Here is a 14339-nt window from a genome sequence, read left to right on the forward strand (position 1 = left end):
AGCGCAGGCAATACCTGCGCTAGAAGCTACGTTTTATATAGCAGATCAACCCTTGCTCTTCACCGCGCAGGTATTCCACCCAAACAGCGCATAAGGCGGGCACCAGCCCACCAGCCCGGTTGCCAACGGCAGCAAGCCCAGCCAGCCCCAAGCCCCCACCGTGCCCGTAGCAGCCAAAGCCACCAGTCCGGCCCCCACGGCGATACGGAGAATGCGGTCTATGCCGCCGACATTGGTTTGCATGGTCATTCCTTGAAAGCTTAGATGCCCCATTGAACGCCCATTGGCGCACCAAGGCTCTGACCCAGATCAAACTCCGGCTTCGATACGCCAGGCCATGGATTCAAAAGACGATAAATCCTAAATTGATAGCATGCTGCGCAGGTAATTCGTGCGCTAGCGAGTGATTTGGCTTGAACCTTTGGATTTACTTGATACTGCCAGCATCCCCAGCCGGGAAGTGCGCCCGGCTGGGGATGCCCATAAACACCCACCCTACAAACAAAAATAGCCGCCAGCGCAGATAAACCCTGCGCAAGCAGCTACTCTTTCAATAGCAAGACCCACACCGTGGGCCGTACCGCCTACATTCCCAGCGACTTCAGCAAATCGTCCGTATCGCTGTTGGCCGCAGGTGCGGGCGCGGCCGGCGTGTGGTCGAAGGACTGGTCCATCAGCGCGGTGGGGTCAGGTGCGTCGGGCACGTCGAAGTCGCGGATCTTGATGAACTCGGTGCGGTCTACCGCCAGCTCCAGGTAGAAGATGTTGTTCTTGGCGGTGTAGAAGGTGACGCGGCGGGCCTCGGGCTTGTCGAGGTTGGCATCCACGCTCATGATGACCTGCTTGTTCAGCACCAGCATCTTGGGCTGGTTCTGGGTGATCTGGGTTTGCAGCTCGCGGTGCACCTTGCCGGTGAAGTCGCCCACCACCTGGTTCATCAGCTCGCCCATCACGTTGCTGACCTCGTCCGAGGTAAAGGACGTGACCAGGTCTTCGCGCGACATGCCCATGTTCAGCAGATAGCTCTCGTACAGCTCCATCGCCGCCTGGGCGGTGAAGTTGATGATCACCAGGCCGGAGAAGCCGCCATCGAACAGCACGAAGCAGCCGATGTCGGGTTTGAGGCAGGTTTTGCTGATGCGCTGCACCATGCCGGAAAAGTGGATGGTGCTGTGGGTGGCCACGTTCAACACCCGGGTGACGGAGTTGCACAGGCTCAGCAGCAGGTCTTCGGTGCCGAATATGACGGCGGGCTCTTGTTTGCTCATGGTTTTTATGGTCCTGCAGTTGCAAAGCGATAGGTGGATAAGCATAGGCCATGTAAGCGCCTGCTTACGATTAATTTAGCCCGTAAATAGCGCGTTAAACGCTGCTACCCACTATCCATCGCCGCAAAACCCTTGCCTACACCACCCCTGCCGCATGTAGCGCGGCGATGGCCGCGGCATCCAGCCCCAGGCCGGCCAGCACCTCGTCGGTGTGCTCGCCCAGGAATGGCGGCGGCCGGCGTAGTACCGGTGGCGTGCCCGTCAGCCGCAACGGGCTAGCCACGCTTGCTATGGATTGAATAGCTGCTGGCGCAGAATCCGCCTGCGCTACAGGCTGATTTAGCCTCAAGCCCCGGGCCTGCACCTGGGGGTCGGCAAAGGCCTGGGCGATGTCGTTGATGGGGCCGCAGGGCACGGCCTTGTCTTCCAGCAGCGCAATCCAGTCGGCGGTGCTGCGCGTGCGGGTGACGGCCTCCAGCAGCGGAATCAGCTCGGCGCGATGGTTCACACGCAGGGTGTTGGTGGCAAAGCGTGGGTCGGTCGCCCAGGCGCTGTGCCCGGCAGCGGCGCAGAAGCGGGCGAACTGGCCGTCGTTGCCCACGGCCAGCAGCATGGCGCCGTCTGCCGTCGGGAAGTCCTGGTATGGCACCAGGCTGGGATGGCTGTTGCCCTGGCGCTGCGGCACCTTGCCGGTGTTGACGAAGCCGGCGGCCTGGTTGGCCAGAATGGCCATGCCCACGTCCAGCAAGGCCATGTCGATGTGCTGGCCCTGGCCGCTGCGATGCCGCGCCTGCAAGGCCGCCAGAATGGCGCTACAGGCATAGACGCCGGTGAACACGTCGATCACCGCCACGCCGACCTTCTGCGCACCGCCACCGGGCGCGCCGTCAGGCCGGCCGGTGATGGACATCATGCCGCTCAGGGCCTGCACCATCAGGTCGTAGCCCGCACGCTCGGCATACGGCCCGGTCTGGCCAAAGCCGGTGACCGAGCAGTAGATCAGCCCCGGGTTGACGGCCTGCAGACTGGCGTAGTCCAGCCCGTACTGGGCCAGGCCGCCGACCTTGAAGTTCTCTACCAGCACATCGCTTTGCGCGGCCATCTGGCGTATCAGCGCCTGGCCTGCCGGCTGTGCCATGTCGATGGTGATGGAGCGCTTGTTGCGGTTGCAGGCGGTGAAATAGGTGGCCTGGTCGGTGTCATGGCCGTCGGCATCCTGCAGGAACGGCGGGCCCCAGTGGCGGGTGTCGTCGCCCACCACGGGCCGCTCCACCTTGACCACGTCGGCGCCCAGGTCGGCCAGCATCTGGGTGCACCAGGGGCCGGCGAGCACACGGGACAGGTCCAATACCTTCAGGCCGACCAGCGCGCCGGGAGGGGATTCAGTGGTCATGGTCGAAACAAACGTAGGTGAAAAGCCCTTCGACAGGCTCAGGGCGAACGGTGGGGAGCATTCTTAAAACGCTGCGATGCCCGTTTGGGCGCGGCCCAGGATGAGCGCATGGATGTCGTGCGTGCCCTCGTAGGTGTTCACCACCTCCAGGTTCACCAGGTGGCGGGCCACGCCGAATTCGTCGCTGATGCCGTTGCCGCCCATCATGTCGCGCGCCAGGCGGGCAATGTCCAGCGCCTTGCCGCAGCTGTTGCGCTTGAGGATGGAGGTGATCTCCACCGCCGCCGTGCCCGCGTCCTTCATCTGGCCCAGGCGCAGGCAGCCTTGCAGGCCCAGGGCGATTTCGGTTTGCATGTCGGCCAGCTTCTTCTGGATCAGCTGATTCGCGGCCAGGGGTTTGCCGAACTGCTTGCGGTCCAGCACGTACTGGCGGGAGCGCAGCCAGCAATCTTCAGCTGCACCCAGCGCACCCCAGGCGATGCCGTAGCGGGCGCTGTTCAGGCATGTGAACGGGCCTTTCAAGCCCTGCACCTCGGGGAAGGCGTTTTCTTCGGGGCAGAACACGCCGTCCATCACGATCTCGCCGGTGATGCTGGCGCGCAGGCCCACCTTGCCGTGGATGGCGGGGGCGCTGAGGCCGGCCATGCCTTTTTCCAGCACAAAGCCACGGATGGGGCCGACATTGCCGGCCGCGTCAACCTCTTTGGCCCAGACCACGAACACGTCGGCGATGGGGCTGTTGGAGATCCACATCTTGGCGCCGCTGAGCTTGTAGCCGCCGGCCACCTTATGGGCGCGGGTGGCCATGGAGCCGGGGTCGGAGCCGTGGTCGGGCTCGGTCAGGCCAAAGCAGCCAATCCACTCGCCAGTGGCCAGCTTGGGCAGGTATTTCTGGCGCTGGGCTTCGGTGCCGAACTCATAGATGGGCACCATCACCAGCGAGCTTTGCACGCTCATCATGGAGCGGTAGCCCGAGTCCACGCGCTCCACCTCGCGGGCGATCAGGCCGTAGGCCACGTAGTTCAGGCCGGGGCCGCCGTACTGCTCGGGGATGGTGGGGCCCAGCAGGCCCAGTTCGCCCATCTCGCGGAAGATGGCTGGGTCGGTGGTCTCGTGGCGGAAGGCCTGCAGCACGCGCGGCAGCAGCTTGTCTTGCGAATAAGCCGCAGCGGCATCGCGCACCATGCGCTCTTCGTCGGTCAGTTGCTGGTCGAGCAAGAACGGGTCTTGCCAGTGGAATGCGGCGTGGGCCATGGGAAGCTCTCCTGGGGAATGCTGGGGGGTCTGCGCACCGGTCGTGCGCGGCATGTCCCATGGTAGAGCCAGGAGGGGCCTGACTGCAAACGATGAATCGTCACCCAGTTATGCGCTGAAGGAATGTTTAAAAACCAAACAGTCCCTCAACACCATTGCCAAATTGGCATCTTGTGCAGAATATATCTGCACTACCAGCTAGCAAAATTGCAGCAACGCCATCACTTCATTGTGTGCTCTACGCACTCCAATCAGCCCATGCGCTGGCGCCACTGCTGCAGCCAGCCGTCACTGCTGACCAGCAACACGCCGGCCAGCACCAGCGCCGCACCAGCCAGAAAACTGGCCTCCAGCGGCTCGTTCAGCAGCCACACGCCAAAAGCCATGCCGAACAGCGGCGTCAAAAACGAAAACACGCTCAGCGGCGAGGCCAGGTAGCGGCGCAGCAGCCAAAACCACACCAGAAAACTCACAAACGACACACCCACCGCCTGGAAGGCCAGGCTGCCCCACAACAAGGGCGTGCCATGCACGGCAAGCTGGCCCAGGCCCATGGCCGCCAGCACGAGCAGCACAAAAGCGGCCACCAGTTGGTACAGCAGGGTCTGCGCCGCCGGCGCCCGCGACAGGCTGGTCGAGCGCAGCACCACCGTAGTCGCACCCCAGGACGCACCCGCCAGCAAGCCCAGCAAATCGCCCAGCAACATGTTCTGCCCAGCCCCCACCGCGGGCGCCGCGCGTCCGGTGAAAGTCACCACAATGCCGGTGAAGGCCACACCTATGCCCAGCCACTTCACCGGGCTCAGCCGTTCGGACGGGAAGCGCCAGTGCAGGCCCAGGGCCACGAAAATCGGCGCGGTATAGAGAAACACCGCCATGTGCGAGGCAGTGGTAAAGCGCATGCCCTCGCCCACCAGCAGGTATTCGAAAGAGAACAGCCCGCCCGCCACCAGCCCCGGCCGCCAGGTGCCAGCCCAGTCCATGCCCGGTTCGCGCTGCCACAGCATCAGCAGGCCGACCAGCAGCGCGGCCACGCCCGAGCGCAGCCCGATCTGCAGAATCGGCGCCATATCGCCCGCCGTGGCCTTGATCAACACCTGCTGCAGCCCCCAGGTCATGCACAGCACCAGCATGATGCTGCTGGCGCGGGCGTCTAGGGGTTTACGGGGTTCCATGGGTTTCCTTTGCGGCTGGGTTTACGTGGCCCTGCATTGTCCCGTAGACTGTTTTGATGGATATAGCGAAAATACGCCAAACCATACCGTACAACAGCCAAACCGCCATGCCCGCCACCGCCAAGCACCTGCGGCTGCCACCGTTCAGCCAGAGCCTGCCCGCGCCCATCTTCTTCCGCACCGCGCACATGCAGGCCGAATCCACCTACCCGCAACACCGCCATGCCTGGGGCGAATTCGTCTACTCGTTCAGCGGCGTGCTGGAGGTGAAGCTTGCCGACCACCACTACCTGGCCCCGCCGCAGTACGGCATCTGGCTGCCGCCGCATGTGGAACACACCGGCATGAACCGCTACGAAGCCTGCCACTGCTCGCTCTACGTGGCCGAAGAACTCTGCCAAGCCCTGCCAAGCTCCACTTGCGCGCTCACCCTCAGCCCGCTGGTACGCGCCCTGCTGGAGCATCTGCGCCAGCACCCTCCTGCCCTGCCCCGCAGCGCAGAGCAAGAACGCCTGCTGCAGGTGCTGGTAGACCAGTTGGCCCAAGCCCCCTGCGCCGGCAGCTACCTGCCCACATCGGACGACCCGCTGCTGGCCGCCGTGCTGCAGCTGCTGGAAGACAACCCGGGTGACAACCGCACCCTGCCCGAAATCGCCAGTACCGTGCACAGCACCGAACGTACCCTGCTGCGCCGTTTCCAGCGCGACCTGGGCATGTCCTTCATCGAATGGCGCCAGCGCCTGCGTGCCGTCAAAGCCATGCCGCTGCTGGAGGCCGGCCAAACGGTAGAGACGATCGCCCTGGACCTGGGCTACGGCAGCGCCTCCGCCTTCATCAGCATGTTCCGCAAGCTGATGGGGGTCACACCGGACGAATTTCGCAAAGGGGCGGTGGAGGCGCATGGCCTGACGCGTGCCAGATAATGGCCACGGCACCCTAGAGTGCCTGGGAGGCTTGTGTGCGGGTATTGATTGTCGAGGACGACCTTTTGTTGGGCGAAGCCCTGTCCACCGGCTTGCGCCAGTTGGGCCATGTAGTGGATTGGTTTGGCGACGGCACGCAAGCGAACGCAGCCCTGGCGGCCACCACCTTTGATGCCGTGGTGCTGGACCTGGGCTTGCCAGGCGTTGACGGCTTGCACTGGCTGGCGCGTTGGCGCAATGCAGGCTTCACCGTACCCATGCTGATTCTGACGGCCCGCGACGGCGCGGCCCACAGCATTACTGGGCTGGACAGCGGGGCCGACGACTACCTGATTAAACCCATCACCGTGGATGAACTCGCGGCGCGCCTGCGGGCCGTGCTGCGCCGCACCTCCGGCCGCGCGCAGTCGGTATGGCAGCACGGCGCGCTGGAATACAACCCGGCGACCAAAGCCGTACTCTGGAAGGGCAAAAGCATCGAACTGACGGGCCGTGAATTGGCTCTGCTGGAAGCCCTGCTGAAGTACCCACAGCGCGTGCTGTCCAAGGCCCATCTTCAGGAAAAGCTATACGACTGGAGCAGCGCGGAGCCCGAGAGCAACACATTGGAAGTGCATGTGCACCACCTGCGCCGCAAGATCGCACCGGGCATCGTGCGCACGCTGCGCGGTGTGGGCTACGCCCTGGGCTCTGGAGAAGCCGAGCCATGAGCCTGCAGCGCCGCCTGTTGCTGTACCTGCTGCTGTGCGCGCCGCTGGTATGGGCCGTGACGCTGGTCGCATCCTTCACCCATGCGCGCCACGAGGTGAATGAGCTCTACGACAGCGAGCTGGTCCGCCTGGCCCGGCAGGTGCAGGCCCTGCTCAAACACAACCACGCAGCTGCGCTGCAAGCCCCCGCCGAACCCACCGTAAAAGATCTGTACGACGATGACAAGGACGATGTACGGCAGCTGGCCGTCGCGGTATGGAATGCCAAAGGGGAGCTGATACTGACCGACCGAGAAGGCATGCAACTGCAGCGCCACAGTGGCGCAGCGGGATTTGTGGATGCGCAGGTCCATGGCAATGCCTGGCGGCTGTACTACCTGCCGTCGCCAAACGGTGAATGGCTGATCGCCGCAGGCCAGGATGTGGCTGAACGCCGCGAACTGGTAACGGGCCTGACCTTCGGCCAGCTCATGCCCTGGCTGTTGATGCTGCCGTTTCTGCTGGTCGCCATGGCCTGGGCGGTGCGACAGGCATTGCAGCCCATCCGCACCCTGACCACCGAGCTGCAAGAGCGCGATGCACAGGATTTGCAGCCGGTCTCGCCGCTGCGCGCACCCGCGGAGTTGCAGCCGCTGCTGGTGGCCATGAACCACCTGTTCGCCCGCATCGAAGACACACTGGAACGCGAGCGCCGCTTCACCGCAGACGCTGCGCACGAGCTGCGCACGCCGCTGGCCGTATTGCGCGCGCAATGGGACGTGGTGCGCCGATCGCACAGCGGGCCCGAGCGCGAACAGGCGCAGGCCCGGTTCAGCACCGGCCTGGACCGTACCGACCGGCTGGTCATGCAGATGCTGGCACTGTCGCGCGTAGAAGCACGGTTGGGTTCAGACAACACCGCCTTGCTCCACGCCCCGGTGGACTGGCCGCGCATTGTTGAGCAGACCATGGGCGACTGCCTGCCGCTGGCCGAGCGCAGGCACATCGAACTAGCCTGCGAATGGCCCACCGAGGGCCAGCCCGCCCTGGCCATGCAAGGCGATAGCGGCCTGCTCGCCATGCTGCTGCGCAACCTGCTGGACAACGCCATACGCTACGCCCCACAAAGTACGCTGGTAACGCTGCGGTTTACAGCGGACGAGATGGCGCTGGAAAACGCCGGCCCGCCGCTCAGTGCGGAAGACCTGGCCAACCTCGGCACACGCTTTCACCGGCCACGCGGGCAGACGGAAATAGGCAGCGGCCTGGGTATCTCCATCGTGCAGCGGATTGCTAGCTTGCAGCGCCTGGCGGTGGTTTTTGGCGCTTGCGAAAGCGGGCAAGGCATGCAGGTCCGGGTGCAAAGGCGCAGCCCTGGCGCACAGGAAAATAGGCACACTCCCCGCTAAAGCACCCAAGGCCACGATCCAGCGGATTGCGGCCATCAACCACCTCGCACACACACCCATGCACGTCGAAACCATCACCCCCGCCGGAATGTTTGAACCCATTGGACCTTAGAACGTGTTCAAGGTCTTTTTGGGGCCGCGTTGGGGTGCAATCGGGATGAGTTGGCTGTCGGAGACCGCAGCATGGGCTCTCTGCCCATGCAAGGGTTCTGGCGGACAAATCGCCCGATTTCACCCCAACCCGGAGGGCAGGTGCCTGTTCGGGCGCTCAACGTCGTTACAAAACCAGCCAAGGCAGAAGCCTTGGCTTGGGTTTTGTGTCTAGCTGCGCATCCCGAACAGGCACCTGCGCGGCCCCAAAAAGACCTTGAACACGTTCTAACAGCCACCTCACCAAGGCTGGCCCCTTCATCAGCATCTCGGGAACGCCCGGCGTAGACCCGGCCACTGGCCAGATGGCCGGCACCGACGCCTACAGCCAGGCACGGCAAATCGTGAAAAACTTCGCCGCGATGCTTGCCGAGGTGGGTGCCACTTTGTGGAAAACGTCATGCATGTCCACGTTTTCCTGAAGCAGGTCGGAGATTTCCAGGAAATGAACCGCGCCTATGCAGAAGTGTTCGGCGCCCACCGTCCTGCCCGTACCGTCATCTGCGTAGCCGACCTGCCCAAGCAAGGCGCCTTGATGACCATGAACTTGACGGCCTACGCTGACGGCAGCGTACGCAGATAGCATGCATAAACCGCATGTCTTACCAGCTGGATATTTAAGAGTTTCCAGCCTCTAGCGCACAAAATATATGCGCAAGTTGCTATAAATACCGCAGCAGCACAAACCGCCAAACATGTATATTGCGCACACCATGCGCAGAAAAATCCCCTCCCTCCAGGCCCTGGCCTGCCTGGACGCCGCCGCCCGCCATGAAAGCTACACCCGCGCCGCCCAAGAGCTGGCGCTGACGCAGGGTGCGGTGTCGCGGCAGATCACGGCGCTGGAGGAATTCCTGGGCATGGCGTTGTTCCGGCGCACCCGCCACGGCGTGGCACTGACCGAGCGCGGCGCCGAATACGCCCAGCAGGTCGCAGCACGGCTGCAGGGGCTGGAGCAGGACACGCTGCAGGCCATGTCGTCCCAAGGCAGCGCCGGCACCCTGCACCTGGCCGCCGTGCCCACCTTTGCCACGCGCTGGCTGATACCGCGCCTGCCGGCCTGGGCCGCGCTGCACCCGGACACCACGGTGCACATCGAAACCCGCACCCGGCCGTTCCTGTTTGCCGACACGCCGTTTGATGCAGCGCTGTACACCGGCACCGCCGAGCAGGTGGCCAACTGGGCCGGCACGCGCGCCGTGCGCCTGCTGGGCGAAGACATGGTGCCGGTGTGCAGCCCGGGCTTTCTGGGCGGCCAGAGCAGCCTGAGCCTCGAGGCCATGGCCCAGCGCCCGCTGCTGCAGCAAAGCACCCGGCCCGAGGGCTGGCGCCAGTGGTTTGATGGGCTGGACGTAACCGCACCCCTGGCCCTGCACGGGCCGCGCTACGAATTGTTTTCCATGACTGCCGCCGCAGCCGCTCAGGGCCTGGGTCTGGCCCTGGTGCCGCGTCTGCTGGTGGAGGCCGAGTTGCAGCGCGGTGAACTGGTGATCGCCTGCGCGCAGACCCCGGCCAGCGACCCGGGCCAAGACCAGGCCAGTCAGCGGGCCTACTACTGCGTGCTGCCCGAGCGCACCGAAGACCGGCCGCTGGTCACGACCTTCTTGCGCTGGCTGCAGGCAGCCACCGCCTAGCGCAGGGCTTGGTCAACGGCCTGCAGCAGCGCCGGGTTGTCGGGCGTGACATCGCTGGGGAAGCTGGCCACCACCTTGCCGCTGCGGTCTATCAGGTATTTGTGGAAGTTCCATTGCGGCGTCTTGCCGGTGGCCTTGTCCAGCGCGGCATACAGGCCGTTGCGTGCCGCGCCGGAGACAACCGACTTGCCCAGCATGGGGAACTTCACGCCGTAGGTGTTGTAGCAAAAGTCGGCAATCTCCTTGGCCGAACCGGGTTCCTGCCCACCGAAGTCATTCGACGGAAAACCCAGCACCACCAGGCCGCGCGGCTGGTACTTGGCGTACAGCGCCTCCAGCCCCTCGTACTGGCTGGTGAAGCCGCAGTAGCTGGCGGTATTGACCACCAGCACCGCCTTGCCCGCATACTGGCAGAGGTTCTGCGGTGCTTCGTCCTGCAGACGCGGAAACTGGTATTGCAGGATGGCCGGGCAGGCGGCCTGGCCGGTGGCCGTGCCCGGGCCGACTGGCGTTACGGCCTGCGCGCCCTGCCCTATGAGCACCAGCGCAGCCACAGAAAGAAGGCGGGAGAGCAATTGCATGGTGGTTCCTTGGACGGAAGTCTCGGCCGTTGACTCTAGCCCAGTTGGCATTCCGCGCGGTGCGCGCGGTTTTATGCAGAAAAAAGGCCTATTGCGCAGGCAATGCGAGCGGTAACAGCTATCAAAAACAGAGCACCACAAACCAGGGTGCTTGCGCCATAATTTTGCGCAGCCGGCGGCGCCATGGGCCGCCCCTCTACCCGGAAGGCGCATATGGACGAAGACCCCCGATCCAAAAGCTGGTGGCAGACCCTGCCCGGTATCCTGACCGCGGTGGCGGGCGCCATCACCGCCGTCACCGCGCTGGTGACAGCGCTGCACCAGGCCGGCTGGCTGGGCCGCACGCCAGCGCCAACGGCCACTCCACCCTCCAGCGCTGGTATGCCACCAGCCCCTACCAACGCCACCGCAGTGGTGGCCGCATCCGCACCTGCACCCGCCGCGGCACCGCTTAGCGTCGTGCTGCCCGAACGGGTGGAACTGGTGGCAGACACGCTGAGCTACCGCATCCTCAACGCCCAACTGCTGCCGCAAAACCCCGGCCAGCGCAGCCTGAAGTTCCAGGTGCGCATCACCAACAACAGTCGCTACGACGGTAACTTCTGGAGCGCCTCCTTCCGCCTGCTGGCCGACGGCAGCCTGCTGGCGCCGGTGAATGAACTCAACGAACTGGTGCGCGGCAATAGCAGCATGGAGGGCTGGGTGGAATTCACCGTACCCGACAGCCTGGCCCAAGCACAGCTGCAGATGGGCACCGTGGGCACGGGCGTGGCAGGCATCCCCATCGTGCTGAAGGCGGGGCCCTAGACACAAACACGCATCACCCGGTGGCACTGGCTGCAAAGACTCTGGTTGCCATGTGGCGAATCGGCCCCATGTACACACCAGGCCCGGCCGGCTGCTACGCTGCCCATCTTTGTGCCGCCTGGGCACTTACTTCATTTTTCATAGCATCTTGCGCACGATATATCTGCGCTAGAGGCCGATTTCATCTGCAAAGCAAAACATGATTCCCTTTTCCGTTCTGGACCTGGCCCCGATTGCCGAAGGCAGCACCGCGGTCGATGCTTTTCGCCACACGCTGGACCTGGCGCAGCATGCCGAAACCTGGGGCTACCAGCGCTACTGGCTGGCCGAGCACCATGGCATGCGCGGCATTGCCAGCGCGGCCACGGCGGTCGTCATCGGCCATGTGGCGGCGGGCACGCGCAGCATCCGCGTGGGCGCCGGCGGCATCATGCTGCCCAACCATTCACCGCTGGTGATTGCCGAGCAGTTTGGCACGCTGGAGTCGCTGTTCCCCGGCCGCATCGACCTGGGCCTGGGCCGCGCGCCCGGCTCGGACCAAGCCACTTCCCGTGCGCTGCGGCGCGACCTGCAAACCGATGCCCAGCAGTTCCCCAGCGACGTGCTGGAGCTACAGCACTACTTTGCCCCGGTGCAAGAAGGGCAGACGCTGCGGGCCGTACCCGGCGCCGGGCTGGAGGTACCGCTGTGGATTCTGGGCTCCAGTACCTTTGGTGCGCAGCTGGCGGCCGAACTGGGCCTGCCCTACGCGTTTGCCTCGCATTTCGCGCCGGGTGACATGCTGTCGGCCATCGAGATTTACCGGGCGCGCTTCAAGCCGTCCAAACAGCTGGCCAAGCCCTATGTGATGCTGGGCTTCAATGTGTTTGCGGCGGACACGGACGCGGCCGGGCAGTTTCTGTTCAGCTCGCTGCAGCAGGCATTTGTGAACCTGCGTAGCGGCCGCCCGTCCCAGTTGCCGCCGCCGGTAGACGGCTTCGCCGAGCGCCTGCACCCGGCTGACAAGGCCATGCTGGACAATTCTTTGTCCTGCGCTGCGGTGGGCTCGCCCGACACGGTGCGCCGGGCATTACAGGCTTTTATTGAGCGCACGGGTGCGGACGAGCTGATGCTGACGTCGCAGATCTTCGACCACCAGGCGCGGCTGCGCTCTTACGAGATCACTGCTAGCTTGCGCGCGCAGCGTTAGCCCGCGTGGGCGCGTGGGTGTCCACCCACAGGCTGGGCTCGGGCACGGCCTGCGCGGGGTCGAAACGGCGCAGGCAGTGCTTGCCGCCCTGCTTGCCCTGGTACATGCCAGCATCGGCCAGCTTGAGCAGCATCTTGGGGTCCACGCCGTCCAGTGGCGCCAGGGCGTAGCCTATGGTCAGGCCGACCTGGAAACTGTGCTGCCCCAGGTCAAACGGCGCATGGAAGGCCTCCAGCAGCTTGTGGCCCAGGTCTTGCGCCTGGCGGTCGGTGTGCAGGCCGCGGGCCACGATGACGAACTCGTCGCCCCCCATGCGCGACACCAGGTCGCTGCTGCGCACCAGCACTTGCAACCGGACCGCCACGGCGCTGAGCAGCACATCGCCCACATCGTGGCCGTACTGGTCGTTCACCGGCTTGAAGCCGTCCAGATCCAGCACATACACCGCCACCATGCTGTGCGGGCCGCATTGGGCCAGGGCCTGTTCCAGCGCCAGGCTCAGGCCACGGCGGTTGGGCAGATCGGTCAACGGGTCGGTATGTGCCAGGGAATGCATGGCGTCGCGCTCCTGGGTGACACGCACGACCTTGGCCTGCGTGGCCCGGCTGCGCAGGGCCAGCAGGCGCATCAACATCAGCAGGTCCAGCAGCGCCGCCCATTGCACGGAGTGCTGGGTCCAGAAATTCACCCCCACCACGCCATACAACACGCCCACCATGGTCAAGACTGCAAAGAAATACACCAATGCGCCCAATACCAGGTAGATGCCCATCGCGTTGCCCTGACGCACCCGGCGCCAGGCCGGCGGCAAGGCCAGCAGAGACGGCAAGGCCCCCAACAGCCCGACCAGCGGACTGACCGCACGGGTGCTGAGCAAGTCCAGCGCATACACCAGCGCCACCAGCGCAGAAGCCAGCGCGCCCGCACGCATGGCGCGGCTGAAATGGCGGTATGCCCCCGGCCCCGCCAGCACATGCTCAAAAAACAGGAAGAAGCCGCAGGTAGATGCAAGCGCGGATAGTGCCGCCAGGTGCAGCTCCAGCCACCGATTACCGGCCCACAGGTACTGAACGCCCACGCCAAACTGCAGCAGCGAAAACACCAGGCCACCCACCACGATCAACGCGTACTTCAAAAAGAGCGGGTCGCGTACGCCCAACCAGTGCATCAGGCTGTACATCAGCAGGCATAGCGACAGACCCAGCATCAGGCCCTGCAGCATCTGTTCGCGCAGCGCATGCTCCAAAAACGCAGCCTGTGTATTCAGCGTGATGGGCAGCACCATGGCGCCACTGGTCTGCACGCGGATGTACAGGATGTAGGCCTGGCCCGGCTGCATGCGCAAAGACACGGTCGGCGATCGGGCGGCACGCGGACGCTCCAGGTTCTGGTGCAAATTGCCCAGCAGGGCCTGCTGCAGCACCTGGCCATCACGCACCAGGTAGATGTCCAGGCGGTTCAACACCGGGTAGTCCAGCTCTAGCGCCCAATCCGTCCCAGCAGACGGCTCCAGGCGCACCGGTATGCGCAACCACACAGGTGCAGAACGCATGCCCAGGGTAGAGCGGGCGGTCTGCGGCGGCGCGAAATCAGCGCTGGCCTCCTGCACCTGGCCGATATCCATGCGACCCGTGGCATCTGGCAGCACCTGCACGGCCGGCCACAGGTCCTGGCGCCAGCTTTGCACATCCAGCACCGCCTCGGCCTGAGCCCATGCGCCCAGCGGCAGCAGCAAACCCACGCACAGCAGCACCCGCCATAACAGGCGCAGCACAGATTGCGTGGGAAATGGCGAATGCATCAGGTTTGTTACTGATTGTAAATTATTGTATTTTAGGTGCCCTTGGCGGGCTGTACCCTGCAGAAG

General features: G+C 64.5%; 14 protein-coding genes and 1 pseudogene. 8 read left to right on the forward strand and 7 right to left on the reverse strand.

From position 1 onward, the window contains the following. Nucleotides 1-45: 45 nt before the first annotated feature. From AC07O2_RS05665 to AC07O2_RS05685, 5 genes are all read right to left on the reverse strand, one after another. Nucleotides 46-243 (reverse strand): YgaP family membrane protein, encoded by a 198-nt coding sequence (locus AC07O2_RS05665; RefSeq protein WP_495074772.1) that lies wholly within the window; start codon nucleotides 241-243, stop codon nucleotides 46-48. Nucleotides 244-584: 341 nt separating this feature from the next. Further along, nucleotides 585-1268, reverse strand: a complete 684-nt coding sequence (locus tag AC07O2_RS05670) for a DUF3334 family protein (protein ID WP_495074773.1) — start codon at nucleotides 1266-1268, stop codon at nucleotides 585-587. A gap of 136 nt (nucleotides 1269-1404) precedes the next feature. After that, nucleotides 1405-2661, reverse strand: coding sequence for a CaiB/BaiF CoA transferase family protein (locus AC07O2_RS05675; protein WP_495074774.1), 1257 nt, complete (start codon nucleotides 2659-2661; stop codon nucleotides 1405-1407). A 63-nt stretch (nucleotides 2662-2724) separates the two neighbouring features. Continuing rightward, nucleotides 2725-3915: an acyl-CoA dehydrogenase gene (locus AC07O2_RS05680; RefSeq protein WP_495074775.1), complete on the reverse strand. Its 1191-nt coding sequence runs from the start codon at nucleotides 3913-3915 to the stop codon at nucleotides 2725-2727. Nucleotides 3916-4166: 251 nt separating this feature from the next. Then, nucleotides 4167-5090, reverse strand: a complete 924-nt coding sequence (locus tag AC07O2_RS05685; protein ID WP_495074776.1) for a DMT family transporter — start codon at nucleotides 5088-5090, stop codon at nucleotides 4167-4169. Between the two features lie 56 nt (nucleotides 5091-5146). On the opposite strand from AC07O2_RS05685, the gene AC07O2_RS05690 reads away from it, so the two are divergent. The 6 genes and pseudogenes from AC07O2_RS05690 (at nucleotide 5147) to AC07O2_RS05715 (ending at nucleotide 9895) form a co-directional block, all read left to right on the forward strand. Further along, nucleotides 5147-6013, forward strand: coding sequence for an AraC family ligand binding domain-containing protein (locus AC07O2_RS05690; RefSeq protein WP_495074777.1), 867 nt, complete (start codon nucleotides 5147-5149; stop codon nucleotides 6011-6013). Nucleotides 6014-6048: 35 nt separating this feature from the next. Further along, nucleotides 6049-6723, forward strand: coding sequence for a response regulator (locus tag AC07O2_RS05695; RefSeq protein WP_495074778.1), 675 nt, complete (start codon nucleotides 6049-6051; stop codon nucleotides 6721-6723). Next, nucleotides 6720-8111 carry a sensor histidine kinase N-terminal domain-containing protein gene (locus AC07O2_RS05700; RefSeq protein WP_495074779.1) on the forward strand — a complete coding sequence of 464 codons (1392 nt, stop codon included), beginning with the start codon at nucleotides 6720-6722 and terminating at the stop codon, nucleotides 8109-8111. Before AC07O2_RS05695 ends, AC07O2_RS05700 begins: the two co-directional genes overlap by 4 nt. Nucleotides 8112-8506: 395 nt before the next feature. Beyond that, nucleotides 8507-8683: pseudogene (locus AC07O2_RS05705) on the forward strand (Rid family hydrolase); the annotation flags it as partial. Beyond that, nucleotides 8662-8844: a RidA family protein gene (locus AC07O2_RS05710; protein WP_495074780.1), complete on the forward strand. Its 183-nt coding sequence runs from the start codon at nucleotides 8662-8664 to the stop codon at nucleotides 8842-8844. The pseudogene AC07O2_RS05705 and the gene AC07O2_RS05710, both read left to right, overlap by 22 nt. A gap of 130 nt (nucleotides 8845-8974) precedes the next feature. Further along, a complete protein-coding gene (locus tag AC07O2_RS05715; protein ID WP_495074781.1) occupies nucleotides 8975-9895 on the forward strand; it encodes a LysR substrate-binding domain-containing protein in 921 nt (306 codons plus the stop codon). Here the strand turns inward: AC07O2_RS05715 and AC07O2_RS05720 are convergent. Then, nucleotides 9892-10476, reverse strand: a complete 585-nt coding sequence (locus AC07O2_RS05720; protein WP_495074782.1) for a glutathione peroxidase — start codon at nucleotides 10474-10476, stop codon at nucleotides 9892-9894. The two genes, AC07O2_RS05715 and AC07O2_RS05720, sit on opposite strands and share 4 nt — an antisense overlap. Nucleotides 10477-10689: 213 nt before the next feature. On the opposite strand from AC07O2_RS05720, the gene AC07O2_RS05725 reads away from it, so the two are divergent. Next, on the forward strand, nucleotides 10690-11283 hold the full coding sequence (locus AC07O2_RS05725; protein WP_495074783.1) for a hypothetical protein: 594 nt from the start codon (nucleotides 10690-10692) through the stop codon (nucleotides 11281-11283). 199 nt (nucleotides 11284-11482) lie between these two features. Further along, nucleotides 11483-12472, forward strand: coding sequence for an LLM class flavin-dependent oxidoreductase (locus tag AC07O2_RS05730; protein WP_495074784.1), 990 nt, complete (start codon nucleotides 11483-11485; stop codon nucleotides 12470-12472). Here the strand turns inward: AC07O2_RS05730 and AC07O2_RS05735 are convergent. Next, nucleotides 12450-14273 (reverse strand): diguanylate cyclase domain-containing protein, encoded by a 1824-nt coding sequence (locus AC07O2_RS05735; protein ID WP_495074785.1) that lies wholly within the window; start codon nucleotides 14271-14273, stop codon nucleotides 12450-12452. The genes AC07O2_RS05730 and AC07O2_RS05735 overlap by 23 nt on opposite strands. Between the last annotated feature and the right edge of the window lie 66 nt (nucleotides 14274-14339).

The sequence above is a fragment of the Rhodoferax sp. GW821-FHT10B06 genome, assembly GCF_059415605.1.

Coding starts and splice junctions, on each gene's coding strand:
- AC07O2_RS05725 (WP_495074783.1), top strand. CDS start 10,690: ATGGACGAAGACCCCCGATCCAAAAGCTGGTGGCAGACCCTGCCCGGT.
- AC07O2_RS05680 (WP_495074775.1), bottom strand. CDS start 3,915: ATGGCCCACGCCGCATTCCACTGGCAAGACCCGTTCTTGCTCGACCAG.
- AC07O2_RS05665 (WP_495074772.1), bottom strand. CDS start 243: ATGCAAACCAATGTCGGCGGCATAGACCGCATTCTCCGTATCGCCGTG.
- AC07O2_RS05715 (WP_495074781.1), top strand. CDS start 8,975: ATGCGCAGAAAAATCCCCTCCCTCCAGGCCCTGGCCTGCCTGGACGCC.
- AC07O2_RS05700 (WP_495074779.1), top strand. CDS start 6,720: ATGAGCCTGCAGCGCCGCCTGTTGCTGTACCTGCTGCTGTGCGCGCCG.
- AC07O2_RS05735 (WP_495074785.1), bottom strand. CDS start 14,273: ATGCATTCGCCATTTCCCACGCAATCTGTGCTGCGCCTGTTATGGCGG.
- AC07O2_RS05690 (WP_495074777.1), top strand. CDS start 5,147: ATGGATATAGCGAAAATACGCCAAACCATACCGTACAACAGCCAAACC.
- AC07O2_RS05720 (WP_495074782.1), bottom strand. CDS start 10,476: ATGCAATTGCTCTCCCGCCTTCTTTCTGTGGCTGCGCTGGTGCTCATA.
- AC07O2_RS05675 (WP_495074774.1), bottom strand. CDS start 2,661: ATGACCACTGAATCCCCTCCCGGCGCGCTGGTCGGCCTGAAGGTATTG.
- AC07O2_RS05685 (WP_495074776.1), bottom strand. CDS start 5,090: ATGGAACCCCGTAAACCCCTAGACGCCCGCGCCAGCAGCATCATGCTG.
- AC07O2_RS05710 (WP_495074780.1), top strand. CDS start 8,662: ATGCATGTCCACGTTTTCCTGAAGCAGGTCGGAGATTTCCAGGAAATG.
- AC07O2_RS05670 (WP_495074773.1), bottom strand. CDS start 1,268: ATGAGCAAACAAGAGCCCGCCGTCATATTCGGCACCGAAGACCTGCTG.
- AC07O2_RS05730 (WP_495074784.1), top strand. CDS start 11,483: ATGATTCCCTTTTCCGTTCTGGACCTGGCCCCGATTGCCGAAGGCAGC.